Below are 24,152 nucleotides of genomic sequence, written 5' to 3'. Positions count from 1 at the left end.
CACCCAGAAACTCTTCGGATTTGGCAATCGATCACGCCGAGCAAAAGTGGCTATCGGCCGCAAACCGTGAACTCCAGCTCGCTTCGATCCCCCCGAAATGCGCGGCCAGCGGCTGCGACGGCCGCCTGACCAGGTCCGAGAACACCTCGCCGACCCGCTGGCAGCGTTTTCGTCGCCCTAAACGGAACCGGAAAGTCCATTCCGGCACCACTGCGAGACTGAAACCGGTTTCACCCCCTTGTCGCGTTTCCGCCAACTTCTGATATTGGTGCATTCCATTGACTTGCCCTTTTCACCTCGCAGCCACACACGGAATCCGTTTGATGACCGCTTTCCCCGATGTTCCCGTCATTCAGTACGAAGGCCCTCAGTCCGACAATCCGCTTGCCTTCCGCTGGTACAACCCCGACGAAGTCATCGAAGGAAAAACGATGAAGGACCACATGCGGTTCAGCATCGTCTACTGGCACACGTTCCGAGGAACCGGTGCAGACCCATTCGGCCCCGGAACGGCGGTTCGGCCTTGGGACAACGGATCTGAAAGCGTCGAAAACGCACAAAAGCGTGCCGTCGTTGCTTTTGAGTTGTTCACCAAACTGCAGGCTCCTTACTACGCGTGGCACGACCGCGATGTGGCCCCCGAAGGAGCCAACTTGCGAGAAACCCACGCGAATCTCGACGCGGTTGCCGATGTGCTGGAAGAACAGCAAAAAGCGACCGGCGTGAAATTGCTGTGGGGCACCGCCAACATGTTCAGCAACCCACGCTTCATGCACGGTGCCGCGACGAGCTGCAACGCGGACGTGTTCGCTTACGCCGGTGCTCAAGTCAAAAAGGCTTTGGAAGTCACCAAGCGTCTGGGCGGCGAAAACTATGTGTTCTGGGGCGGCCGCGAAGGTTACCAAAACCTTTACAACACCGACATGAAACGAGAACTGGACCATTTGGCCAAGTTCTTCCACATGGCAGTCGACTACGCCAAGTCGATCGGATTCGACGGTCAGTTCTTGATCGAGCCCAAACCGAAAGAGCCTACCAAGCACCAGTACGACAGCGACGCGGCCGCGTGCATGAACTTCCTGCGAGCCTACGATCTGGATTCGCACTTCAAGCTCAACATCGAAACCAACCACGCGACGTTGGCGGGTCACACGATGATGCACGAGCTCGATTACGCGGGCATACAAGGTGGACTGGGCAGCATCGACGCCAACACGGGTGATTTGTTGTTGGGTTGGGACACCGACCAATTCCCAACCGATTACTACCTGACCACCCAAACCATGCTGATGATTCTGAAGCACGGCGGGATCGGCACCGGTGGCGTGAACTTCGACGCCAAGGTGCGTCGTGAATCTTTCGAGCCCATCGATTTGTTCCACGCTCACATCGGCGGAATGGACGCGTTCGCGAAAGGTTTGAAGATCGCTGCTGCGATTCGTGCCAGCGGCGAATTGGCCGATTTCGTGAAGAACCGCTACTCGACTTGGGATTCCGGAATCGGTGCCAAGATCGAAGCCGGTGAAGTCGGCTTCGCGGAACTGGAAGCTTACATGCTCGAGAAGGGCGACGTCGACGCAAACCAAAGCGGCCGCCAAGAGTACCTCGAGCACATGATCAATAAGTACATCGATCGCGTTTGATCGAACGAAGCAGATCGGCTCCCGAGACACGTCATTGAGCGTCAGGGAGTGACCATTCCATTTAGAACGCGGTGCAGCGATCATTCGCTGAGCCGCGTTTTTTCGTTCTGAGTGCATCGCGTAGAATCAGTTCTCCACCTGCGATCCTCGTCAACGAACCAATTCAATGTTTTCAAAGCAATGCGTCGCCGTTCGCTGCTTCATCCTTCTCGCGATGGCGATTTTGCCCCCTCGCCTCTTGGTCGCTGCGGATGTCGTGTCTTCCAATTGGAACGTGAGCGAAACCGGAACGAACGTCAGCTTGCGGGGGCTCTCTGCGGTGGATGACGATGTGATCTGGGCCAGTGGAGCGGAGGCCACCGTGATTCGCTCGATCGATGGTGGAGAGACTTGGCAACCTTGCGGCCCCGCCGGTTTTGATGGTCTTGAATTTCGCTGCGTCTGCGCCTTCAGTGCAAACGTCGCATGCATTGCCAGTGCGGGAACGCCGGCCGTGTTGTTACGAACCGAAGATGGTGGAGCGACTTGGAAGGAAACCTATCGCGCCGAATCAGAATCGGCGTTCTTTGATGCGATGCAATTTTGGGATGCGGATCGCGGCATGGCGGTGAGCGATCCGGTCGATGGTCGGTTGCTTGTGGTGGAAACCAACGACGGTGGCAAATCATGGCGAAAGGTAACCAACGGGATCCCGCTTGCTCGCCCTGGTGAAGCAGCCTTCGCGGCCAGCAACTCATCGTTGTTGCTTGGTCCGGACGGCCAGTTGTGGTTCGGCACCGGAGGTGCAGAATCCGAAACTAGTCGGCTGTACAAACGGTTGGGTTGGGATCAGCCGTGGGATGCTATTCCTGTCCCCATGCCAAGCTCGCAAGCCGCAGGCATTTTCGCAATTTGCCAGGGGCCGGCCATCGCCGAAGTTGACGCCACGAAACCTCTGATCTGCGTAGGCGGAGATTACCGAGCTTCCGAAACGTCGAAGGTCACGGCCTGCATTAGCCTGGATGACGGAGCAACTTGGCAACGTGTCGCGGGTCAACCAGAATCCTTCCGCAGTGACGTCATGGCGATCCCCGAAGCCAGCCCGCTCGCCAGAGCATTGATCGCCGTCGGTCCAGCCGGAACCGATTTGTCTCATGATGGAACGAACTGGACATCCTTGTCAGACATTGGCTTTCACTGTTTGTCAGCGGGAAAAACAAAGCTCTTCGCGTGCGGATCCGACGGCCGATTCGCTCAACTGGAGTGATCCTCGACCGAAGTCGAGCCTTCAAATGCTGACACAACCGCCCCCCCCCACACTTTCGGGGGGCTTGATTATGCTGGGGGCATGAACCGTTTAGATGCTTCCACAACCGCTTCCGTCCCGTCGGGTGAATCCGATGCGGAGACGATGTCGACGCACCAGACGGTCGAGCGAATCGCGAATGAGTCACGTGACCAAGCCGACTTTCTTCATCGCTTGGCGACGCACTTGGCCGAAACATTCGATGCGGCGGTGGTGGCAGTTCAAGACTCGTCGTTCCCGCAACCCCGCATGCTCATTCGCAGTGAATCGATTGCTGCGAGCTTGGACCGTGAGAAACTGAGAGAACAGTTAGGCGCGCTCACGCCATCGGTCGCATCATTCGAAATCGCCCGAGATAAAAACGAACCATCGCACCAGTCCACCGCGGCCAGTGTCACTGCGTTGGGTGTCGAGATCTTGCCGGCACCGCAGTTTGCGAATCTCTTGATCATTCATGGCTCGCAATTGCCCGCCGGGCAGATGCTTTCCGAGATGAGGTCGCTAGCAGAAATTTCTACCGCCGCGCGTCAAACGATGGGCGAAGCGGATGCGGAATCACAAACTCCGCAATTGGGTTCCCAAACGTTGTCAGTCCCCGATGCGGGTTCGAAATCAATCTCGAACTCGTTGGATTCTTCTCGCGGAATTCGATCGGCGCTGCGAGCATTCCATTCTGACTTAAGTCCCACGGCAACCGCGTACCGCATCGCGTCAGAACTTCCTCGGTTATTGCCCTGCGAACGATCCGTCGTGTTACTCGCCAAGAATCCGTCGGCACGACGGCCTCGATACCAAGTTGCCGCGATCAGCGGTTCATCGGTGATCGACCTGCGCTCGCCACTGGTTCGCTCGATGAATCAATTGGCCGACGCTGTTTCGGTTTTGAAGCGACCATTGACCTTGCCACCGTCGGCCGACGCGGACACGATTGATCCCGCATCGATGTCACCGCAACTGGTTCCACCGCTTGAAACCTACTTGGACGAATCCGGGGTGTTGTCGGTGTTGATGATTCCGCTGTTCGAATCGGTCGACGACACGAGAGTTGCTGCGGGTGAAAACACGTGCAACGAATCGGATCAGGAGACTCGCGAAAAACAGCGTCGCCAGCCGATGCCGATTGCGATGCTGATGCTGGAAACATTCTCGGGCGAACCATCGACATCAATCACCCCGGCAATGGTGGAAGTCGCCGAAGAGTCGTCCTCCGCCATCAGCAATGCGATTCGCTATGACAGTGTGTTCGCGTTGCCGGTTCGACGCCCGGCAGCGGCCGCAACTCGCCGAGTCACCCGCCACTGGATCCTGGCTGGTTGCATGTTGTTGGCAGTCGGCTTGTTGGCCGGTTGGTTCATTCAAGTCGATCATCATGTTGTTGCGACCGGGCTGGCTCGTCCCGCGGTTCGGCAAGCTATGTTTGCTGGGATCGACGGCGTCGTTAACGAATTGAAGGTGAAAGATGGCGACGTCGTTCGCCAGGGTGACGTTTTGGTCCAGCTCGAGAATCCGGAACTCACCCGCGAAGCCCAGGCGTTGTCGGGACAGCTCGCGACCGCCACTGAAAAGTTGAGTTCTGTGCGAGCGATGTTGCTGGCCGCATCCGACGATTCTCGCGATTCGGCACAGAGCATCCTTGAACAACAAACGCTCGAGAACCAAATCGATTCACTCAACAAACGATTGCAAATCAATCGTGAGATGAAGGACATGCTTTCCGTGAAAGCCCCCTTTGATGGCCAGATAGTCGGTTGGCGATTGAACGAACGGCTGAAAGATCGGCCGGTGTCTCGCGGCGACCGATTATTCGCGATCGTTCAGCGCGACGGACCGTGGGAGTTGGAGCTGAAGCTGGAGGAAACTCGCGCTGGCGAAGTCATCGAACGTCACGCGGCGGGATTGAATCTTCCCGTTCAATTCGCCATCGAAACGCGACCGACCGAGACGTTCCATGCGAATCTGTCCGCGATCGGAGGCGTCGCTCGCAAACGTGCCGATGGCCGCAACATGGTGGACTTAGTCGCCGACATCGACACCATTCCGGATGGCGGCTTCCGTGGGGATGCCGAGGTTACCGCAAAGATCGTTTGTGGCCGTCGTCGCTATCTTTCCAGTGCACTGGATGACGTGGTCGCTTGGTTCCACCGCAACGTTTTGTTTCGGTTTCGAACATGAACACCGGCACTGATTCTTCAACGCGTCGGCCGCTCGGAATTCACCACAAAGTCGGCCTGAAAGCGGTTCGAGTTTCTCATCGTCATGCGGGTTGGGCGGTCGTCCATGATGCGATCTCGGGACAGTATCACCGTCTTCGCGAAGACGAATACTTTCTGCTGACGTTACTTGATGGGCAATGCAGCCTGGATGATTTGCGAGATGAGTATCAGGCTCGCTATCCCAATCGTCGCGTTCGCCCCAACCAAATCAACGCGTTGCTGTTCCGTTTTCACGAAAGCGGATTGACGGTTAGTCAGTCGGCCTTGCAAGGTGAACCTTTGCTCCAGCGAGCGGACGCGGACCGCCGGCAAAAACGTTTGGCGATGGCATCACAATGGTTGTTCATGCGGTTTCCTGGAGTTGATCCAGCACCGATCATGCGGATCCTGATGCCGATCGTTCGTCCGTTGCTTGCTCCATTCGGCATGCTCGCTTATTTGGCGTTGGTCCTTTCCGCAGCCGTGATGATGCTGGTTCACCGCCAGCGTTATCTTGCGGAATTGCCCGCATCACACGAGTGGTTGACACTGCAGAACGCAATGATCTTGGCCGTCGTGGTTGCTATCACAAAAGTCGCGCACGAATTGGGGCACGCTGTGGTGTCAGAGCGATTTGGTGCCAAGTGTCGGTCGATCGGTCCAATGCTGCTCGTTTTCACACCCGCGTTGTACTGCGACACCAGCGGATCGTGGATGATTCCCAGTCGTGTGCAACGAGCGGCGGTTGCTTTGGCGGGCATTGCCACGGAAGTTCTCATCGCATCCATCGCGGCGTGGGTTTGGCTTCGAACGCCGGCGGGCCTGACCCACACGATTGCTTCCCACGTGATGATCGTTTGCGGAGTCAGCACAATCGTTTTCAACGCCAATCCGCTGTTGCGATACGACGGGTACTATCTGTTGTCGGATTTGACCGACATGCCCAACTTGGCTCAACGAGCCCAACGGCGATGGGGGCAGTTTTTATCGCGAGTTTTCTTGGGTGTGGAAACGGGAGCTCCCCACGAACCCGCGGAACGTTCGACGTGGTTGCTTGCCTATGCGGTCACTTCGCTTGCGTATCGATGGGTCTTGATGGCGACCATCATCGGTTTTATCTGGATCTCGCTGAGACCCTACGGGTTAGAAATCATTGGCCAAGCAATCGCCCTCGTCGCAGCGGCCTCCATGCTGTGGGCTGGGTTGGTGTGGCTGCGTCGGTTTTGGAACAATCCTATGAACCGCCGAAACATTCGCCCCCGACGAGCCATCGCATGGTGCACCCTGCTCGCCATGGTTGTCTTTGCCGGAACGGTTCCGTTGCCGCGTCATGTCTACAGCACCGTTCGCATCTTGCCGGAGCAAGAAACCCGTGTGCACCTGACTTCACCCGGCATTCTGAGCCAAATCCATGTTGATCCGGGGCAAACGGTCCGCCGCGGCGATGTCTTGGCAGAACTGTCCAATCCAGAAATCGAGTTGGAGGTTCTCGAAGCCGAAGGTGACGTCCGTCAACAAACGATGAGACTCGAAGGATTGCGTGCGTCGCAGACGCTGGTCCCAGAAGCCAGTTCGCAGCTGCCCGCCGCGGAAGCGTTGCTGGACGAAATGCGAGACCGATTGGCAGCAGCAATTCGGCGACGTGACTCGCTAACGATCACCGCTCCGTGTGATGGCGTCGTGATAATCGCTCAAAGCAATCCGCAATCCGCTTCAGACGCTTTGCTGGATGCCGATGCGAATCCACTGGATATCGGGCCGGGCTTGAATCCGGCGATGGATCGCACCGCGGTTCGGCTAGCATCTTGGTCCGGTTTTCCCACATCCAAAGAAAACGGTGGATGCCTGCTCGAAGCGGGGACTGAATTGCTGAGTATCGCTTCACTGGACACAGAATTTGCCCGCCCAGTTCGATCACCGCAACTCGGAGAACCGCCATTTGCTGACCAACAAACGCCCCCCTGCATCCGATGGCGAGGCGAGGTAGTGGTTCGCTCTGTTCAGCGGCAACGAATTTCGCTTGGCGACGAAGCCTTGATGATTCGCGACTCCTCGCCCAATCAAGTTTTTCGCGGCCGGGTTGTTCAGATTTCCGAAGAAACCTTCGACCCACGAATCGACGCTCCCCGACGAGACCATCACCGAGCTGATCAAGCGACACGGACGCCGGGAACCAGCTATGTCATTGAAATTGCAATCGACAATTCCGTCACAGCACCCGCGACATGCGTCGCGGGTGCCTCTGGGCGAGTGAAAATCGCGGTCGAATCGGCTTCGGTTTGGCAAAGAATCTACGAACTCCTTTCAAGTTCATTTCGTTTCAGATAACGAGTGCATTCACCTGCTCGATTTCCGGGTCGGCTGACCGCGTGAGGGACTTCAAGATCCGTCGGCGGCAAAGTCGATTGCTTGATGATTCATTCGCGTTTCGCCCCCCCATTCCTGGACTTTCGTTGTCGGATTGATACAATGGAATGCCCACCTTTCTGACGACGACACCCGCAGATAGGCTTTGCGAAACGCATCGTCACGTCGTCACCCACCTACACCGAACAATCGTTCTTCTAGGAGAAACCCCTTTGAATATCCGTCCTCTGATTGCTGGCACCGCCGCTGCGTGTGCACTGACCGCATCGATGGCCATGGCCGAAACCGGAACGTTGAAAATGCGTTTCGTTTACGACTCCAAAGACGCTCCCAAAGTGGAGCTGATTGAACCGAACAAAGACATCGCGTTCTGCGGCCAGCACGATATTCCCAACGAAAAATTGTTGGTCGACTCGGAGACGAAAGGCATCAAAAATGTCTTGGTCTACGTCTACACCGGTCGTGGCGGAACCAAATTGGATGATGTCGCTCCAAAGAACGCCACTCACGAATTGGCCAACGACAAGTGCCGTTTTGAGCCTCACTACGTGATCGCACAAACTGGTGACACGCTGAAGATCACCAACCCCGATACTGTCGGTCACAACGCGAATTTGAATTTCTTCGCGAACAAGGCCGAGAACTTGATGATCCCAGCTGGTGCTAACAAAGAAGTCGCTCTGGAAAAGCCAGAACCGGCTGCAATTCCGGTTGAGTGCAACATTCACCCTTGGATGCGTGCTTACGTCGTGGTTTTGGAACACCCTTACGCTGCAGTGAGCGGTGAAGACGGAACGCTGACCATCGAAGGTATCCCAACTGGCGAAGTCATGTTCCGCGTTACGCACGAAGCCGGCAAAATCGACGAAGTCACGATCGACGGTGGGAAGGAATCATGGCGTCGCAGTCGCTTCGAGCTGGACATCAAACCCGGCATGAACGATCTGGGTGACGTCTTGGTCCCAGCAGACGCTTTGTCGCTGTAAGACCACACCGCCACATCAAACATTCGATCGGCGTCGTTTCTCAAACGACGCCGTTTTTTTTGCGCACAGACCTTTCTCGCGAACCCTTTCCCGCCAACAGGGCCTTCTCTCGCACCGATTCACTCGCACAAAAAAATTTGCGAATTGGTGCCCAGGCCGATCAGGTTCCTCGGCGGTTGCCGAACCAACGAATTTGCATGCGGTCGCAATATTGATAGCCTCGCGAGATCGCCATCGGTTCCAACCATGGCCGTGCGGCGTCCAGCTGTTCGACCGAGATCCCTTGCGGCATCAAATACACGGCATCCGCTGCGATCTCCAATTGCCGCACGACCTCATCGATCTCAGGCAATTCATCGGCCGAATCGACCACAAATTTGACCTGGGTCGCTTCTGCGGATTGAATCAATTGCTTCATCGTGTTGATCGGCAACCGCCTTTCAGCGTGCATTTTTGCCAGGCGCGGGTGATCCTTCGCGTCTGGAGTGCTTGCCCGCAGCTTGGGGCTGAGCGACAGCAAATCGCATCTCGCACCAGGGTCGACGGTTCCAGCGGTTTCAATCGTCACGTGATTCCCCGCCGATCGCAACTGATCGATCAAGCTGACGATCCCCTTGGCAATCAAAGGTTCTCCACCGGTCAGCACCACGTGCTTCACGCCTGACTTCGCGACCAATTGCAACAAGTCCTCGATCGTTTGCCGCGTTCCTTCGGGCTTCCAAGACGCGTAAGGCGTGTCGCAAAACCAGCACCGCAGATTGCAGCCACTGGTCCGGATGAAGACGCTTTCGGTGCCGGTCAATTCGCCTTCGCCTTGACGACTGACGAAGGTTTCTGAAATCAGCAGCGACGATTCCGAGGCGCGTGCGTCCCCGGGGGTTTCCGCCGAGTGCTCAGCGGGTAAAACATCGACTGGATGATCGACCGATTTCAAACGACACCGCGTTTCTAGAAGTGAACCAAACCACGTGAGCGACACAGCCTCTTTTCGAGACACTCTCGAAGTTTTTGAAAACCCCGCCCCGACACGAAATTTCACGATCGAGCATCATTGCCCGGAATTCACGTCGGTTTGCCCGAAAACGGGACAACCCGACTATGGAACGATCGTTTTCACGTACGTCCCAGACCGTGTTTGCGTGGAGCTGAAGAGCTTGAAAATGTACTTGCAGAAATTTCGCAACGAAGGAATTTTCTACGAGCAAGTCACCAACCGAATTCTGGACGACTTTGTCGCCGTCGTCCAGCCTCGCAAAGTCACCGTGGAGAGCAAATGGACGCCACGCGGCGGCCTGAACAGCAACATCATCGTGACCTACCCCGACGAAGCGTGATCTGATCACGGCATGAATTCCCCGTCCTTCCTCACAAAATCCGCCTGCGCCATGTCCTCCGTCATTCTGTCTGGTTTCGCCGACGAATCCGCGTTCTCAAAAAGAGCCAATGAGCAATTCGCAGCTCTGGCCGCCATCGGACTTCAGCACTACTCGATTCGTTTCGTCGATGTCGGAAATGGCATCAAAAACGTGATGATGCTGGAACCTTCCGAAATTGAGACGCTTCAGGAACTGCACAAAGAGTATGGAATGTCGGTCAGCAGCATCGGCTCGCCGATTGGCAAGGTGAAGCTGCTGGACGTCGAGGATGGGACTTCGAACAAGTTCATTCCATTTGAAAAATACCTCGCCGAAGACGTGCAAACTGCTTGCGATCGGGCGGAGGCCTTCGACTGCAAATTGCTTCGCGGTTTCTCGTTCTATCACCCCAAAGGCACGTCGCCCGAAGATCACATCGATCAGGTCTCCGACCAACTCGGGCAAATCGCTGAAGCGTGCGACAAACGTGGTTTGACGTTTGGCTTGGAAGTCGAAGCAAACTTGGTTGGCCAAACCGGCGACTTACTTGCCGCGATCGCAGAGAAGGTCAACAACCCAGCTCTCGTCACGATCTTTGATGGAGCCAACATGGTGATGCAGGGTCTGACATCGGATCAGGTCTACGCCCAGTACGAGGCGATGAAACCGTCGCTCGGTTGGCTGCACATCAAGGACTACAAAGACCCATCACTGAACGGCCGGGTTGATCACGTCGACGAAGAATCCGCCAGTCACTTTGTGCCGGCCGACCAAGGCGACAGCGCCCACGAACGCATCTTCGAAGACCTTAAAACGTTCCTGCCAACGCTCGCGGATCGAATGTCACGACGCGGAGTCGAAGGCATTTACTTGGACCTCGAACCTCACGTTCGTGGTGGCGGTCAATTCGGCGGCTTCAGCGGTCCCGATGGATTTGGCATCGCCGCTCGCGGTCTATGCCGCGTGCTCGACAAAGTCGGCATCGACTATCACCTGCGAACGTTCGAAGACTTGGAAGCCGCTAAGGCTCAACAGTCCTGAACCAAGTCCGGCGACAAAGTCTTCATCCACCCAAAAAGTCGCCAACCATTCCACGCATGACGGGCACTTTTGCCCGTCTTCCCGGTGCATGCCAATCTCAAACGTCGGCCAAGAGTGGCCGACCGACGTCAAGGGTCTCCGCCAACCGGTCGCGGGCCTAGCGGGCTGTTGATTTAATGAGCCGCACCGCGTTAGCGGCGGTTAGTCAGACGCCAACCGGGGCTAACGCCCATCGGCTAATTGTTGTCACTCGGTATACGACTAAATCAACAGGCTGCTAGGATTCCAAACGCAGGATCGTCGTTCCCAGTGGCGGCAGAGTCACTTCGATGCTGTCCGGACGAGCGTGGTGCTCAATGCCGGTCGTCTGACATCCGGGATAGTTGCCCAGGTTTGATCCGCCATACGCTTCGCCGTCACTGTTGAAGATCTCTTTCCAGAAACCTTGTGCCGGCACACCAACGCGATAGTTGTCTCGCGGGACAGGCGTGAAGTTGTTGCAAACCAGGATCGGAGGATCGCCTTCGGCACCCTTTCGCAGGTAGACCAAAACGCTGTCTTCCGCGTTGTGAGCATCAATCCACTCGAAGCCGTCGCCTGTGAAATCGTGCCAGTGCAGAGCAGGGTTTTCAATCACGACCTTGTTCAAGTCGGCAACCAATTGTTGGACTCCACGGTGCGTGTCGAAGTCTAGCAATTCCCATTGAGGACCATCGTCCGCATTCCACTCAGTCCACTGCGCGATTTCACCGCCCATGAAGAGCAACTTCTTGCCGGGGTGAGTCCACATGTAGCTGTACAACAATCGCAGGTTGGCGAACTTCTGCCACATGTCTCCTGGCATTTGGCTGATCAACGACCCTTTGCCGTGAACCACTTCATCGTGCGATAGTGGCAACGTGAAGTTTTCGGTGAAGGCATAGATCAGACTGAACGTCAGCTCATTCTGATGGAACTTGCGGTGAATCGGTTCGTTCCGCATGTAGCTTAATGTGTCATTCATCCATCCCATGTTCCACTTGTAAGTGAAACCAAGACCGCCATCGTACGTTGGACGCGAAACGCCCGGCCACGCGGTCGACTCTTCCGCCGCCGTGATCACACCGGGGTGATTCTCATGAACCGCGATGTTGAAATCACGCAGGAAGTCGATCGACTCGAGGTTCTCCCGTCCGCCATACCGGTTCGGAATCCACTCACCGTCTTCTCGGCTGTAATCCAAGTACAACATGGATGCGACCGCGTCGACTCGCAGACCATCGATGTGGTACTTGTCCAACCAGAACAACGCGTTGGCGATCAAGAAGTTCTTCACTTCGTTGCGACCGAAGTTGAAGATCATCGTGCCCCAATCCGGGTGCTCGCCCTGACGCGGATCCGCATGCTCGTACAACGCCGAACCGTCGAACTGACGCAGACCGTGATCGTCTTTCGGGAAGTGAGCTGGGACCCAGTCGATCAAAACGCCAATGCCGTTTTGGTGCATGTGATCGACGAAGAACATGAAGTCTTCCGGCGATCCGTGTCGGCTGGTCGGCGCGTAGTAGCCAACGCTTTGATAGCCCCATGAACCAGTGAAGGGGTGCTCGCTGATTGGCATCAATTCTACGTGCGTGAAATTCATGCGGTGACAGTAATCCACCAACCGTTTTGCCAAGTCTCGGTAGTCCAACCAACCGTGGGTTCGGCCGGGCCCCTTTTGCCAACTGCCCAGATGAACTTCGTAAACGTTCATCGGAGTGTGCATCGGGTCCATCTCGGCCCGTTGCTGCAACCAATCCGAATCATTCCACGAGTACGTGTTGATGTCCGTGATGATATTCGCGGTCAGCGGTGGCAGTTCGGCGGCGAATGCCATCGGGTCGCACTTGTCCATCCAATGACCGTGCTGGGTCTGGATTCGGAACTTGTATTTCTGACCGACTGTTGCTCCGGGCAGGAACAATTCCCAAATACCAGTCGACTCGACGGGCTGGGCGACATGACCGCGTCCGTCCCATCCATTGAAATCGCCGACGACCTGAACTGACCGAGCGTTGGGTGCCCAAACGGCGAAGTTGACGCCTTTGACGCCATCGACTTCGCGGAGCTGCGCGCCGAGTCGCTCGTACAACTGATTGTGGCGACCTTCACCGATCAGATAGCGATCCAGGTCACTAAAAATGCTGGGGACGGTGTAAGGTGACGTCGTCTTAATTTCTTTACCGGTCTTGTCGATCATTTGCAGTCTGGACGTGGAGGGCTTGGTGATGGGCTCATCGCAGATCGCTTCGAAGAATCCGCCGGGATGCAACCGTCGCATAGGACGTCGCAAACCGCTTGCCGAATCGATCAGCCACACGGATTCTGCGTTGGGTTCCAACACGCGAACGGATGTGGCTTCTCGCCCCCGATAGTTGACAGGGTGACGGCCCAACAAACTACCCGGGTTCGCCACACTGCCATCCACGAGTGACTGAATGGTCGATAATGAAAGCTGCGAATTCATGGCTGGACTACGAGTGAATTGATTGAAAATGAGTTCGAAAATGCAAAAACACGCCTGAAATCAGGACGTTTTGATTGGGTTGGATCGTTGAATGCCGTTGGCCGAAATTGCGGTACTCAGCAACCAGTCACGCAGGCGATCGTTGGCGGTAGGAACTGCCCGACTGGATTTCGGAGCCGGCGGCCCTAAGTGAGGTTGGTCGATTCTCGACCAATCGCCATTCAACTTGGTGGATCCGCGGGCAACCGAAGCGTCGACTTCAGCCGCCGGAATCGCTCCATCGGGCGTGACGTGTTCGGGTTTGCGACTGACCAGACGCGACGTCACCAAACACGCTTGAACCTCGTGGATTCCCAAAGCGTGGTCGACGCGTCGCCACAGATCAGCGTGCTGGACTTCAACACGACGGCCGAAGTGATCCCAAACGAAATCGCTGCGGCGCCATCTCGGCAATGAATCAGTCAGTGATCGAATCAGGTATCGGTTGTGACTCAGCAGCGTGATGCCCGAGGGACCGTCGATTGCTTCGAGGCCTCGTACCGCCGCCAGCAATGACAAACGGTTCAAGTCGCCAAATTCTTGATCGTCCGCTTCCATCACGGGTTTGCCATCCGATGTCTCGATCACAAATTGCCATCGACCATCGGTCAGCGACGTGCTGTGAGCGGACACGACCAGCAAAAACGAAGCGCGAGGTTTCGCGGGTGGTGGGTTGAAATCGGGGTCGCCGAATTCGGACGTCATCGACGCGAATTCTTCGAGGGATTGCAAAGGATCCATCATGGTTGGGTTCGCCAGTGTGTTCGACGTGCTTTCAATACGTGATTGCGATCAATCTGGCGGCGGCCCCTTGGGTCTCGCCCGGATCCTTGGACGAGAGGGCCGCCGCATCGCAGTTCACGCATCGATTGCTAGGGAGGGGAAAGCAATGAGACGCGATCCATCGGTGCCAGTCTTCAGCGGTGCACGTGTTGGCTATCGATTGTTGCTGCGATTTCAGCTTGCCAAAACTTCGTTGCGACCGCCTGTCGACAAGGATTGCTTTCGTCCTCGTCGGCCATGCCGGAAAAGCTTTCCTGCTCAAAAAGGTTTGCGCGAACTACCAGGCGATCGTGCAACCGTTGAAGCCTGAATAACCGGCAAGCTTTGGCTTGGAAGCCGCCAGGGTTCGGCTCATAGAATGCGATCACGTGGTCCCAAACGAAGGACCCAATCGCCTGTTAGCGAAACGAGAACCGCTATGTCCATCAAAGATTGGAGCCCGAAATGCGATTAGCAGGGGACTTGCCCGAAGACCCTCATTAGGGGGCTCTCAACGGCAGTAGCTCTGTCACTTATTCGTGCAGCATCAAATCCAACAGTGCTTGCGCGACCAAATGAGGTTCTTCCACCGCGTCGCATTCCGCTGGCAAGGCATCGACCAAACATCCCGCATCGCCACCGGTTACGACCAAAGTTGCCGCACCGCCGTAGATACGAAGCAGTCGTTCAACGGCCCCCGCGACCGACGCGAGAACGCCCAGTCGCATCGCGGCGACCGTGTCTCGGCCTGGTCCCTCCGGCATCTCTCGACACCGGTGGGATGCCCAATCGAGTTTGGGTAACGCATCCGTCCCGGCCGCGAGTGCCGCGGTCTGCATTTCCAAACCAGGCAAGATCGCTCCGCCGCGAAACACTCCCTCGGCGGAAACAAAATCGACCGTCACCGTGGTTCCGGCATCGACCACAATCAACGGTGCCGCGTGACGCCGGAATGCAGCTTCCGCTCCGAGCAATCGATCGATCCCGACTCGTTCGGGGAAGTTCACATCGATTGGCATCGAAACGTCTTCATGCGTCACGAATCGCACGCGAATGCACTGGAAGAATGCTTCGTCGAGAGCAAACACCAACGGTTCCGCCGAACCACGATTCACACTCGCGACCCGAACGTCATAGCAAACGGATTCACATTCTCGCGATTCACAAGCCGCAACCTTCTCCGCCAGCGTTTGCAAGTGCTCGATGCACTTGGTGATCCACTCTGGATCACGCAGTGAAATCGATCGCAACTGTGGACCTCGCGTCCTTGCTGGCTGCGCCGCTTCGACAGCGGTCGATGCTTGAGTGACAACCTTGATCGCGGTGTTGCCAACATCGATGCCGACTCGCACCATCACGACATCGCAAGGCGATTCATCGTGGAGCGGTTGCTCATTCGCGGGGGACTGCTCGTCTGCCATGTTCCTGCCGACTGCTTCAAGACGAACGATCGCGGCGTTCGCCAGGCACGACTTTGCCAGTGTCGGACAACGTAGCGGCACCCTGGATATCTTGTGCCTGCACCTCATCCGACAAGCCACCCGTTGCGGCAGCCTTGTGAGGTGGAAGGCGACGTTCTTTTTTGGGTGTCACGGGAGCGTCGTCTTGGCGAATCAAAGTTGGAGTGATGCCCGCTTCGATCATTTCCTCGCGACGCTTGGCGACTCGAGTCATGATTTCGCCAACCAGTTCTTTCAGTCCCACATCCGTTGCGGCACTGATCGAACGCAGATCACGAGCGTGGTTGGCCGGGTGCTCGTCAAAATAAGCTTGCAATTGCTCACGGACTTCTCCATCCGGGTCCAATTCACACTTGGTCATCACCACCAATTCATCGCGATCAGCGAGCGACTCGTCGTAATGCTGCAACTCTTCGCGGATCGCGACATAGTTTTGGATCGGATCGCTGCCGTCGACCGGAGTTGGCTCGATCAGGTGAACCAGCAATCCGGCGCGTTCAACATGACGCAGGAACTCGTGTCCCAGCCCGATGCCTTCACTGGCCCCTTCGATCAACCCGGGAATGTCAGCCAGGATGAACGATCGCTCGATGTCGACGTCGACAATTCCGAGGTTGGGATACTTCGTCGTGAACGGATAATCGGCGATTTCGGGTCGAGCACTGCTGATCCGCGAAAGCAGAGTGCTTTTGCCAGCGTTTGGTTTTCCGATCAGCCCCACATCGGCGATCGATTTCAATTCCATGATCACGTGCCGCGTTTCACCGGGCTGGCCCAATTCGCGTTCTCGTGGTGCCTGGTTCTGCGGCGTCTTGAACCGAGCGTTCCCGTGACCGCCTTTGCCTCCGCGGCAAATCACAAACTCTTCTCCGACCTGAGTCAGGTCTTTGATGACGAAGCCGTCTTTCGCGTCGATGATGCTCGTCCCGCAAGGAACAAACAGACGCATTTCGCGGCCCTTTCTGCCGTGACGAAGAGCCCCCATGCCGAAGCCACCCTTTTCAGCTCGGAAGAACTTTCGGGTCGCGAATTGGGCCAACGAGTTCACGCCCAGGCGAGCTTCCAAAACGATGCTCGCACCCCGGCCGCCATCGCCCCCATCGGGACCGCCCTTGGGAACGTACTTTTCCTTGCGAAAGCTCATGCAGCCATCGCCGCCCTTGCCGGCTTGGAACTCAATTTCAACGCGATCAAAGAACATGGGATGCAGAGTGGAAAGGACCACAGTGGCACAGGGCCACAGGCGGGGAGCGGAATCAAAGGTTGAGTATGGCCATGAGTAAGATCAAACGCAAACGGGGTGTGATGACCGAATCACCACACCCCGCGCTTGAATTGGAATTCAGAACTTTTGCTCTGATGAGCTGTGGTCCTGAGGCTCTTTCACACTCTTAGAGCATCTTTCCGAGCTTGCTGCACAAGTCAGCGGTACGGCTCGAGTAGCCCCATTCGTTGTCGTACCACGACACGACCTTGGCCATCTTGCCCTTGTCGCCGAGGACTTGGGTGAAGTCAGCTGCGAAGATGCTGCTGTGTGGGTCGTGAACGATGTCGCTGCTGACGATTGGATCGACAGCGTAGAACAGAATGCCCTTCATTGGACCTTCTGCAGCGGTCTGGATCGCCAAGTTGATGTCTTCCTTGGTGACTTCCTTGCTCAGGTTGACGGTCAAGTCGACAACGCTACCCGTTGGCACTGGAACTCGCATGGCGATCCCGGTCAACTTGCCTTGCAATTCAGGAATCACCAAACCGACAGCTTTGGCAGCACCGGTGCTGGTTGGGATGATGTTCTGAGCAGCACCACGTGCACGGTACAAGTCAGCGTGAGGCTGATCCTGAACGTTTTGGTCGTTGGTGTATGCGTGAACGGTGGTCATCAAGCCTGATTCGATTCCGAACGAATCGTTCAGGACCTTGGCGACGGGAGCCAAGCAGTTGGTCGTGCAAGAAGCGTTGCTGACGCAGTTCAAATCGGCTGAAAGCTTGTCGTCGTTGACGCCTAACACGCAGGTCAGGTCAGCGCCGTCTTTGGCTGGTGCGGACAACACAACCTTCTTTGCACCAGCGGCCAAGTGGCTGTCGTAGCCAGGTTTGTCGGCGGTAGAACGTGCGGTGAAGAAGCCGGTTGACTCGATGGCGATGTCAACGTTGTGGTCTTTCCAAGGCAAGTTGCGTGGGTCACGCTCAGCCAAGGCGACGATCTTCTTGCCGTTAACGGTCAACGAAGTGTTGTCGTACTCGACAGTGCCGTCGAAACGTCCGTGAATGCTGTCATACTTCAGCAACATGGCCAAAGTGCGGTTGTCGGTCAAATCGTTGATCGCGACCACTTCGAACTCGTCGCTTCGCTCCATCAGGTTGCGAAAAGTCAAACGTCCGATTCGGCCAAAGCCGTTGATTGCTACTTTAATAGCCACTGATTTCGTATTCCTGTCTCGTGGAACAAAGATGGAGAGAAGCGGCGGGCGAAACAGTCACCCAGTCCGCTGCGGGCGCGGATTATAAGATCGCGAGTCCATTTTGAAACAGCCCCCGAACCATTCCACTGACATCGAACCAGCCACGATGACCGATCCTCGGCCCGAAAAAATCGCTTCACCAGCCGAGTCCTCGCATCCCGATCGACGGGAATCATCCACCCGAATCGAACAATCCCAATGGCGACGCCCAGCAGGTGTCGCACCAGGAACATGGCGATACGTCCAACAAGGGTCCATCGCCAACCACTACGATGCTTTTGTGGCGGAAACGCCGCTCTGTGCGTTGGACCAGACGTTCTTGCGTCAGGTGTTTGAATCTATCGATTCCGGCCGGCAGACAGCGGAATCTACCGAGGGGGAGGTTGGTCGGGCCGACCAAAAAGTTTTTTCTGATCGAGACAATTGGGTGCTCGATTTGGGATGCGGAACGGGCCGAGCCGCCACTGAGTTATCGCGACTTGGCCGCGTCGTGCTTGCAATCGACTTGTCTCAGTCCATGCTGAACCACGTGGTCGAGCGAGCGAGATCCGCCAGTGCCGAATCTCAGGGCAATCAAACAGGATCGATCGTTCCACTCCGAGCCAACTTGGTCCAGCTCGATTGCTTGGCCGACAATTCAGCCGCGGGAGCGGTGTGCCTGTTCAGCACTTTGGGCATGATCCAAGGCAGAGAGAATCGCCGGAAGGTTCTCCGACACGCTTCACGCATTGTCAGACCAGGAGGCAAGCTCCTCCTGCACGTCCACAACCGCTACGCATCGCTGGCTCAATCTGGCGGAAAACGGCTGCTCGCCAAAAGCTTGCTGAAATCGATCATCAGCCGCGACCACGAATTCGGCGACGCAACCTACGCCTACCGAGGACTCCCGGACATGTTCCTGCATCGCTATTCGCGCCGAGAACTCATCGCAGACTTAAAAAGCAGCGGCTGGCAAATCAACCACATCCACCGCTTGTCACTCGACGGATCCAAAACAATAAAAGAAAGTGCCGCCAACAAACTGCGGATCGAAGGTGGCTATTTGGTGGAGGCGAACAATGGCAACTAGTGTCAAGCGTTCGTTAACGCAACGTTACTAAGCAACCACGCCATCAATTCGCTTGCGTCGTACGCGGCGAATAACCCCGAAGCCTAAGCCAGCCCCCAGAAACGCCAAGGAAGTCGGCTCAGGCACCGCAACGACCTCCAATGTGATGTTGTCAAATTGGTGCCCGGGAGTCTGACTCCATGACACAGAAGACAGTGCGTTTAAGGTTGTGAAAGATATCGTTCCAAACTGGTTGTCAGTTACTGACACCGTCTCTGTTTCCACAACAGTGCCTCCAGCGGCAAGCTGCCCAACAAACGTCAAAGAGAAAGGACTTGTCTGCCCATCGGTCAGTTTTCCAATGTCTATTGATGTCAAACTAAACTCCGCAGCACTGGCTTCGGTCAGGGTGACGGTGGAACCGGGATTATCGGAGAACACGGCAAAACCTGACCCCGTTATGTAGTTCCCATTCCCTGGTTGATAGTAGGACAATGCACCGAAATTTGGTGGATTGTCTGGGTTCGTCAGATTAAAACCGTTCTCGCTGTAAGAGGTACCAATCTCGATCTGTGAACTACCGGAGTTGTCAGCCTGAACGTCGTCGAAATCAATTACGATCGTAACAGCGGCGTTAGAGCTACCAGCAAAAAAGCCCACAGCACAAAGGGCAGCCAAGTAGATCTTTGAAATCTGAAACATAACTAGCACACTAAAATAACACAGAGACGTGACCACCCGGTCGATGAAGCGTCAGCATTTGTTTACCAAACCGTCTCCAAGAGCGTACACAAACTGTCGGGGGAGTGTCGTACTGCTCCAAGTTTTTTGGATTTTTCTACTTTTTCGTGACACTCAAAACGCCGTTTTGCTTTAAAGCCCACCTACTCCTCCCGGAACCGGTAGCCAATCCCGCGGACGGTTTCCACTAAATCGGCGTGTGCGTTCATTTTTTTGCGGAGGGCTCGGACGTGGACGTCGATGGTTCGCTCCAGCACCATGGTGTCTTCGCCCAGGGCCGCATCGACCAGTTCGCTTCGGTCGAAGGCTCGTCCGGGCTGGCGGATCAGAGTATCGAGCAGCCGGAATTCACTTTTGGTTAGCTTGACCGCTTCCCCCTCGATCGTCGCGACGAAACGCCTGCGATCGACCGTCACGCCGCATCGCGAGATCGCGTCCGCATCGTCCATGCTGGGTTCGCGACGACGCAGCAAGGCCTTGATTCGCTGGAGCAGCACCTTGTAGCTCTCCACTGGTTTGACGACGTAATCGTCCGCTCCGACTGCGAACCCAACCACCTGGTCAGACTCTTCACCCAACGCACTGAGCATCAAAATCAGCGTGTCCTTGGTCGTCGCATCGGATCGCAATTGCTTGCAGACCTCCACACCGCTCAAGACTGGCAGATCGACGTCCAGCACCACCACGTCGGGCAAGTACAACTTGGCCTGATTGAGAGCCTCCCGTCCATCGGCAGCTCGATAGACCTCGTAGCCGGCTCGTTTCAGCTGGTACTCCAGCGTTTCCACCAACGGCCGGTAATCTTCAACGATGAGAACTTTGGTTTTTGACATTCGTCCGCATGCTGCGTTTTGAGAGGAGATTCATATCTTCCGATCTGCGTGTAGTTTCGTGGAAGATGTGAAGTTTGGCACCACCCACAAACCGCCGTTTCGTTGAAGGTTTGATGAAGATCTGATTCGGGAATCCAGAGTCGATGGATTCGGCACACAAAATCAGATCCCAGCGGCCTCTTCGGGGCATCTTACCGAACCCTGATCTTATCGAACCCAGCACGCTGAATTCACGACAGCTTAAAAAATCGCCTCGCATTGGCGGTCGTTGCCTCCGCCAAGGTCGAGGTTGGCACATTCCGAACATCCGCCAAGCAACGCAGAATGTGTTGCACCCGGGCGGGCTCATTTGGCCGTTTTCCTCGCAGCGGTTCGGGCGACAAGTACGGCGAATCCGTCTCGATCAACAATCGGTCTTCCGGAACTCGCTTGGCGACCTCGCGAAGATCGTCGCTCTTTTTGAACGTGACCATCCCAGCGAAGCTGATCATCAATCCCATCTCCAAACAACGCTCAGCTAATTCCCAATCACCGGTGAACGAATGCATCACTGCCTCGGGAAGCCGCGATTGCCGGGCGAGCTGCTCCGCAATCAGCTCGCCGCTCTCTCGCATGTGAATGACCATCGGCAGGTTGGTTCGACAGGCCAGATCGATGTGTTGGTCAAATGCAATCTGCTGCTGTTCGATCGGTGTGTCGTCCCAGTAGCAATCCAGTCCTGTTTCGCCAATCCCGCGAACACCGGGCGCCGACGCCAAGTTTTCAATTTCCGCGAAATCGCCTTCGGAAGACTCGGCGACTGAATTGGGTTGAATCCCGACGACGGCGTGGAGCATATCTGGGAACTCTGCTGCCAATTCAACCGCTCGGCGACTGGTCGCCAGATCGATTCCGATCACACCGATACCGACCACGCCAGCCTGACGAGCCCGATCCACCACTTCAGCAACGTTGTCGTTGAAGTCCTTGGAATTTAAATGAGCGTGGGTGTCAAACAGAGGATTCATTCGGGGCTCGGATGGATCGAAAGCGGAAACAGATGTGTCGGTCACTGCGTCGGTCATTCTGTTTCATTTCGCGAAACTGGGTAGCACCCGCGACCACAAACATCTTTCGACGGTTGGCATCCGCCAGTGAGAAACTGCATCAGTTGCACCGATTCAGCTCGTACGCCAGATCATTCCGGTGCGACGAGTTGTTCATCGCCCGACAAATCATTTCTGTTTTGAACGGCCCCGATTCCGCTGATTGGTGAACACAAGCTGATACATTGGGGGGCATCCGGTCGCATCGAAGAACGTCCCACTCGTTCGCGATTGCCTCACATCGACGCCCACCATCGTGACCGGTCCCGCCTGCAAACCCAAAGGTCTTGCCCAAGATGTTTCAGTCGACGTTCCGTGCCGTCACTTGTTCGATGGCAATTCTATTCGTTGCTCCCGCGGTTGCTTATGCCCAACCGGAGTCAACGAGCGAAGCCCCGAATTCGGCCTCTCGTCCAAACATCGTTTGGATCATGTCGGAAGACAATTCCAAGCATTACTTGAAACACTTCGACGAAACCGGCGTCGAGACTCCCGCCATCGAAGCCATGGCGGCTCACGGGATCACCTTCGATCGAGCTTTCAGTAACGCACCGGTTTGCTCCACCGCCCGAACCACGTTGATCACTGGTTGCTACGGTCCTCGAATTGGAACTCAGTTTCATCGACGCACGGAATTGGCCACATTGCCCGAGGGAGTCGAAATGTTCCCGGCGTGGCTGCGGAAATCCGGGTATTACACAACGAACAGTTCCAAAGAGGACTACAACGCGAAAAAGCGGATGGAGCCTTGGGACGATTCCTCGCGAAAAGCGTCTTGGAAAAACCGACCGTCCAATGAGACGCCGTTTTTTCACGTCGTCACGTTTGCCGAGTCGCACGAAAGTAGATTGCACTTCGGTGTCGACGCGTTGCAAAAGCCAACGGACTTCGATCCAAAAACCGTTTCGCTGCCACCCTACTTTCCGGACACTCAAGTCTTCCGGCACACCGCCGCGTTCTATCGCGATCGGATGAGCGTCATCGACGAAAAGGTCGCAGGCGTGATCGATCAATTGGAACAATCCGGCGAGCTAGAAAACACATTTGTGTTTTACTTTGGCGACCATGGTGGCGTGCTACCGCGAGGCAAAGGCTACATCTACGAAGCGGGACTGCATGTGCCGCTGGTCGTTCGCATTCCCAACAACTACCGCAACCTGGTCGATCGCGAACTGGGCTCTCGCACAAAGGGTTTTGTTTCGTTCATCGACTTTGCCCCCACGGTATTGAACTTGGCGGGTGTTCGACTGGACAAAGCCGGCCCGATCGACGGCAAAGCTTTTCTCGGACCGCGAATCGACTCGGCAAAAGTCGACACGCGAGACACGACGTTTGGTTACGCCGACCGAATGGATGAAAAGTACGATCTGGTTCGATCGATCCGAGTCGGTGATTGGAAATTGATTCGCTCATTTGAGTCGTTCCAACCCGACGCGATGTGGGCGGACTATCGATACAAAATGCTGGCGTACCAACAGTGGCGAGACCGCTATCACACTGGCAAACTCAACAACGTTCAAAGTCAGTTCTTCAAGCCTCGTCCAACAGAGCTGTTGTTCAACTTGGCGGACGATCCGCATGAAGTGAACAACTTGGCGAGTGACCCGGCCCACGGCGATCGACTGACAGAATTGCGTGCCAAGCTGAACGCGCATCTGAAGCAAACCAATGATCTCGGTTTTTTGACCGAGGCCGGCATGCTGAAAGTCATTGATGCTCCAGTCGAGAACGGCAAACGCTTATCAAGTGAGATTGCCAGCTACATCGACACCGCCAACATCGCAGTGATGCCATGGGAGCAAGCCAACAAGGCATTGCTATCAGCAATCAACAGCGGAGATAAGCTCGAGCGATATTGGGCATTGGTCGCGGCCAGTTCCATCGCGGCATGGAATCGATCGGCCAACCGAGACATGGCGGCGGACGAGACGTTCGTCAAGTTGCTGCATCGCCGAACACTCGATACCGAGCCACTGGTCGCATCGCGAGCCGCTCAACTCGCCGCGATTCTGCAAGTCGAAGATCCTCGGCCGATTTTTCAACGAACGCTGGAACTGAGTCAGTCACCGACGGAGGCCTTGCAAATCTTCAACATGGTGCGGCATGTCAACGCGTTGGCGGGCAATCCGTACCCGATGAGTTCCAAATTGTTTCGCCTGCCGTTCAATCCGGATCCGAAAGGTTTGATCCAGCAGCACCTCGATCATCTGGATCGGCCGTGATATCGCGTTGAGATTGTCGCCGAAACACAACGACGCAATTCGCTTCTCTTCGAGAACGAATTCCGCCACCTCTGGATATTTGAACGTAGTCGTTGAAAACGAAGCGTCGAATCAGCACAATCGCTGGGCGATTCTCCGGGACT

Annotated in this window: 18 protein-coding genes; 9 read left to right on the top strand and 9 right to left on the bottom strand. The window is 55.9% G+C overall.

Going from position 1 to position 24,152, the window contains the following annotated elements; genetic code table 11:
• Positions 1-323: 323 nt before the first annotated feature.
• From xylA to RB_RS05235, 5 genes are all read left to right on the top strand, one after another.
• A complete protein-coding gene (gene xylA / locus RB_RS05255) occupies positions 324-1,643 on the top strand; it encodes a xylose isomerase (RefSeq protein ID WP_011118969.1) in 1,320 nt (439 codons plus the stop codon).
• Between the two features lie 166 nt (positions 1,644-1,809).
• Positions 1,810-2,889, top strand: coding sequence for a WD40/YVTN/BNR-like repeat-containing protein (locus tag RB_RS05250; protein ID WP_011118968.1), 1,080 nt, complete (start codon positions 1,810-1,812; stop codon positions 2,887-2,889).
• 1,356 nt (positions 2,890-4,245) lie between these two features.
• The gene (locus tag RB_RS28500; RefSeq protein ID WP_390174942.1) at positions 4,246-5,100 is read left to right on the top strand and encodes an efflux RND transporter periplasmic adaptor subunit; all 855 of its coding nucleotides are present in this window, start codon (positions 4,246-4,248) and stop codon (positions 5,098-5,100) included.
• Entirely contained in the window at positions 5,097-7,448 is a 2,352-nt protein-coding gene (locus RB_RS05240) for a site-2 protease family protein (protein ID WP_164921556.1), read from the top strand. Before RB_RS28500 ends, RB_RS05240 begins: the two co-directional genes overlap by 4 nt.
• Positions 7,449-7,699: 251 nt before the next feature.
• Positions 7,700-8,473, top strand: coding sequence for a methylamine utilization protein (locus tag RB_RS05235; RefSeq protein WP_011118964.1), 774 nt, complete (start codon positions 7,700-7,702; stop codon positions 8,471-8,473).
• A gap of 160 nt (positions 8,474-8,633) precedes the next feature.
• Here RB_RS05235 and RB_RS05230 read toward each other — a convergent pair whose 3' ends face one another.
• Entirely contained in the window at positions 8,634-9,452 is an 819-nt protein-coding gene (locus tag RB_RS05230; protein ID WP_164921555.1) for a 7-carboxy-7-deazaguanine synthase QueE, read from the bottom strand.
• Between RB_RS05230 and RB_RS05225 the strand changes: the two genes are divergently transcribed.
• Positions 9,442-9,807, top strand: coding sequence for an NADPH-dependent 7-cyano-7-deazaguanine reductase QueF (locus tag RB_RS05225; protein ID WP_007324336.1), 366 nt, complete (start codon positions 9,442-9,444; stop codon positions 9,805-9,807). The genes RB_RS05230 and RB_RS05225 overlap by 11 nt on opposite strands.
• Positions 9,808-9,858: 51 nt before the next feature.
• Positions 9,859-10,869 (top strand): sugar phosphate isomerase/epimerase family protein, encoded by a 1,011-nt coding sequence (locus RB_RS05220; protein WP_164922725.1) that lies wholly within the window; start codon positions 9,859-9,861, stop codon positions 10,867-10,869.
• Positions 10,870-11,146: 277 nt separating this feature from the next.
• Here RB_RS05220 and glgB read toward each other — a convergent pair whose 3' ends face one another.
• From glgB to gap, 5 genes are all read right to left on the bottom strand, one after another.
• Positions 11,147-13,357 carry a 1,4-alpha-glucan branching protein GlgB gene (gene glgB, locus RB_RS05210; RefSeq protein ID WP_007324338.1) on the bottom strand — a complete coding sequence of 737 codons (2,211 nt, stop codon included), beginning with the start codon at positions 13,355-13,357 and terminating at the stop codon, positions 11,147-11,149.
• Positions 13,358-13,417: 60 nt separating this feature from the next.
• Complete coding sequence (locus RB_RS05205) at positions 13,418-14,140, bottom strand: ribonuclease H family protein (RefSeq protein ID WP_011118961.1); 723 nt, start codon at positions 14,138-14,140, stop codon at positions 13,418-13,420.
• A 551-nt stretch (positions 14,141-14,691) separates the two neighbouring features.
• Positions 14,692-15,579, bottom strand: a complete 888-nt coding sequence (locus RB_RS05195; RefSeq protein ID WP_011118958.1) for a type III pantothenate kinase — start codon at positions 15,577-15,579, stop codon at positions 14,692-14,694.
• Between the two features lie 16 nt (positions 15,580-15,595).
• On the bottom strand, positions 15,596-16,819 hold the full coding sequence (obgE, locus tag RB_RS05190; protein ID WP_007324342.1) for a GTPase ObgE: 1,224 nt from the start codon (positions 16,817-16,819) through the stop codon (positions 15,596-15,598).
• Positions 16,820-17,009: 190 nt separating this feature from the next.
• On the bottom strand, positions 17,010-18,038 hold the full coding sequence (gene gap / locus RB_RS05185; protein ID WP_011118955.1) for a type I glyceraldehyde-3-phosphate dehydrogenase: 1,029 nt from the start codon (positions 18,036-18,038) through the stop codon (positions 17,010-17,012).
• Positions 18,039-18,186: 148 nt separating this feature from the next.
• Here gap and RB_RS05180 point away from each other — a divergent pair, with 148 nt between their 5' ends.
• On the top strand, positions 18,187-19,149 hold the full coding sequence (locus RB_RS05180) for a class I SAM-dependent methyltransferase (protein WP_164921554.1): 963 nt from the start codon (positions 18,187-18,189) through the stop codon (positions 19,147-19,149).
• Positions 19,150-19,176: 27 nt separating this feature from the next.
• On the opposite strand, the gene RB_RS05175 is transcribed toward RB_RS05180, so the two are convergent.
• The 3 genes from RB_RS05175 to RB_RS05165 all read right to left on the bottom strand — a co-directional run bounded on the left by RB_RS05175 (position 19,177) and on the right by RB_RS05165 (position 21,766).
• Positions 19,177-19,830 (bottom strand): PEP-CTERM sorting domain-containing protein, encoded by a 654-nt coding sequence (locus tag RB_RS05175; RefSeq protein ID WP_164921553.1) that lies wholly within the window; start codon positions 19,828-19,830, stop codon positions 19,177-19,179.
• 182 nt (positions 19,831-20,012) lie between these two features.
• Entirely contained in the window at positions 20,013-20,702 is a 690-nt protein-coding gene (locus RB_RS05170) for a response regulator transcription factor (protein WP_011118951.1), read from the bottom strand.
• Between the two features lie 230 nt (positions 20,703-20,932).
• On the bottom strand, positions 20,933-21,766 hold the full coding sequence (locus RB_RS05165) for a TatD family hydrolase (protein WP_011118949.1): 834 nt from the start codon (positions 21,764-21,766) through the stop codon (positions 20,933-20,935).
• Between the two features lie 317 nt (positions 21,767-22,083).
• Between RB_RS05165 and RB_RS05155 the strand changes: the two genes are divergently transcribed.
• Positions 22,084-24,009: a sulfatase family protein gene (locus RB_RS05155; RefSeq protein ID WP_164922724.1), complete on the top strand. Its 1,926-nt coding sequence runs from the start codon at positions 22,084-22,086 to the stop codon at positions 24,007-24,009.
• The last annotated feature ends 143 nt before the right edge of the window (positions 24,010-24,152 follow it).

This window comes from Rhodopirellula baltica SH 1 (genome assembly GCF_000196115.1).
Lineage (GTDB): Bacteria > Planctomycetota > Planctomycetia > Pirellulales > Pirellulaceae > Rhodopirellula > Rhodopirellula baltica.
This window is presented reverse-complemented; position numbering and strand designations above follow the sequence as displayed.

What these genes read in the sequence shown, in the direction of transcription:
- RB_RS05205 (WP_011118961.1), bottom strand. Translation starts at nt 14,140, where the DNA reads ATGATGGATCCTTTGCAATCCCTCGAAGAATTCGCGTCGATGACGTCC.
- RB_RS05180 (WP_164921554.1), top strand. Translation starts at nt 18,187, where the DNA reads ATGACCGATCCTCGGCCCGAAAAAATCGCTTCACCAGCCGAGTCCTCG.
- glgB (WP_007324338.1), bottom strand. Translation starts at nt 13,357, where the DNA reads ATGAATTCGCAGCTTTCATTATCGACCATTCAGTCACTCGTGGATGGC.
- RB_RS05155 (WP_164922724.1), top strand. Translation starts at nt 22,084, where the DNA reads ATGTTTCAGTCGACGTTCCGTGCCGTCACTTGTTCGATGGCAATTCTA.
- RB_RS05240 (WP_164921556.1), top strand. Translation starts at nt 5,097, where the DNA reads ATGAACACCGGCACTGATTCTTCAACGCGTCGGCCGCTCGGAATTCAC.
- RB_RS05170 (WP_011118951.1), bottom strand. Translation starts at nt 20,702, where the DNA reads ATGTCAAAAACCAAAGTTCTCATCGTTGAAGATTACCGGCCGTTGGTG.
- RB_RS05195 (WP_011118958.1), bottom strand. Translation starts at nt 15,579, where the DNA reads ATGGCAGACGAGCAGTCCCCCGCGAATGAGCAACCGCTCCACGATGAA.
- RB_RS05165 (WP_011118949.1), bottom strand. Translation starts at nt 21,766, where the DNA reads ATGACCGACGCAGTGACCGACACATCTGTTTCCGCTTTCGATCCATCC.
- xylA (WP_011118969.1), top strand. Translation starts at nt 324, where the DNA reads ATGACCGCTTTCCCCGATGTTCCCGTCATTCAGTACGAAGGCCCTCAG.
- RB_RS05250 (WP_011118968.1), top strand. Translation starts at nt 1,810, where the DNA reads ATGTTTTCAAAGCAATGCGTCGCCGTTCGCTGCTTCATCCTTCTCGCG.
- obgE (WP_007324342.1), bottom strand. Translation starts at nt 16,819, where the DNA reads ATGTTCTTTGATCGCGTTGAAATTGAGTTCCAAGCCGGCAAGGGCGGC.
- RB_RS28500 (WP_390174942.1), top strand. Translation starts at nt 4,246, where the DNA reads ATGTTGTTGGCAGTCGGCTTGTTGGCCGGTTGGTTCATTCAAGTCGAT.
- RB_RS05175 (WP_164921553.1), bottom strand. Translation starts at nt 19,830, where the DNA reads ATGTTTCAGATTTCAAAGATCTACTTGGCTGCCCTTTGTGCTGTGGGC.
- RB_RS05220 (WP_164922725.1), top strand. Translation starts at nt 9,859, where the DNA reads ATGTCCTCCGTCATTCTGTCTGGTTTCGCCGACGAATCCGCGTTCTCA.